A 575-nucleotide genomic window follows, 5' to 3' on the forward strand; every position below is an offset into this window, starting at 1 on the left:
TAGCTACCAAATACTTGCCAAACTACCTGGGCTGGCGACGGGCTTTTGAACAACACTGCCAACTCACGCCGGAAACCCTACTCAATGCTGCTCTGGGGAATTTTCAATATTTAACGATGACATAGCCTAAAAAAAAGTCTGGGATCAGCCTATAGAGGAGCGACACACATGGATAGCGCCGGATGATGCGATGGCGCTATCCCTGCAATGCAAGCTGCTCAAGGTTACTCGCTCAGTCGTGTATGCGCGTGAAAAGCGTCTGCTGCAAGCCATTGATAAGGATGAATGCCTGTTGTTGCAATTGCTGGATGACGAGTACACACGGCATCCTTTTTATGGCTCACGGCGCATGACGAAATACTTATGTGGACTTGGGCACAGGGTTAATCGCAAACGAGTTCAGCGCTTGATGCAAACGCTAGGCTTGGCCGGTATGGCACCTGGCCCTAATACCAGTAAGCCGCATCCGCAACATAAGATTTATCCCTATCTGTTAAGGGGCATCGACATCATTCGCCCCAATCAGGTATGGAGCACTGATATTACCTATATCCGGCTACCGCGCGGGTTTGTTT

At 49.7% G+C, this 575-nt stretch carries 2 pseudogenes; both read left to right on the forward strand.

Annotated elements, in window-relative coordinates:
• A pseudogene (locus RW114_RS20890) lies at positions 1-125 on the forward strand (IS1595 family transposase); the annotation flags it as partial.
• Between the two features lie 5 nt (positions 126-130).
• Positions 131-575, forward strand: a pseudogene (locus tag RW114_RS20895) (IS3 family transposase); the annotation flags it as partial.

It is taken from the genome of Methylobacter svalbardensis, assembly GCF_037671525.1.
Classification (GTDB): Bacteria; Pseudomonadota; Gammaproteobacteria; order Methylococcales; family Methylomonadaceae; genus Methylobacter_A; species Methylobacter_A svalbardensis.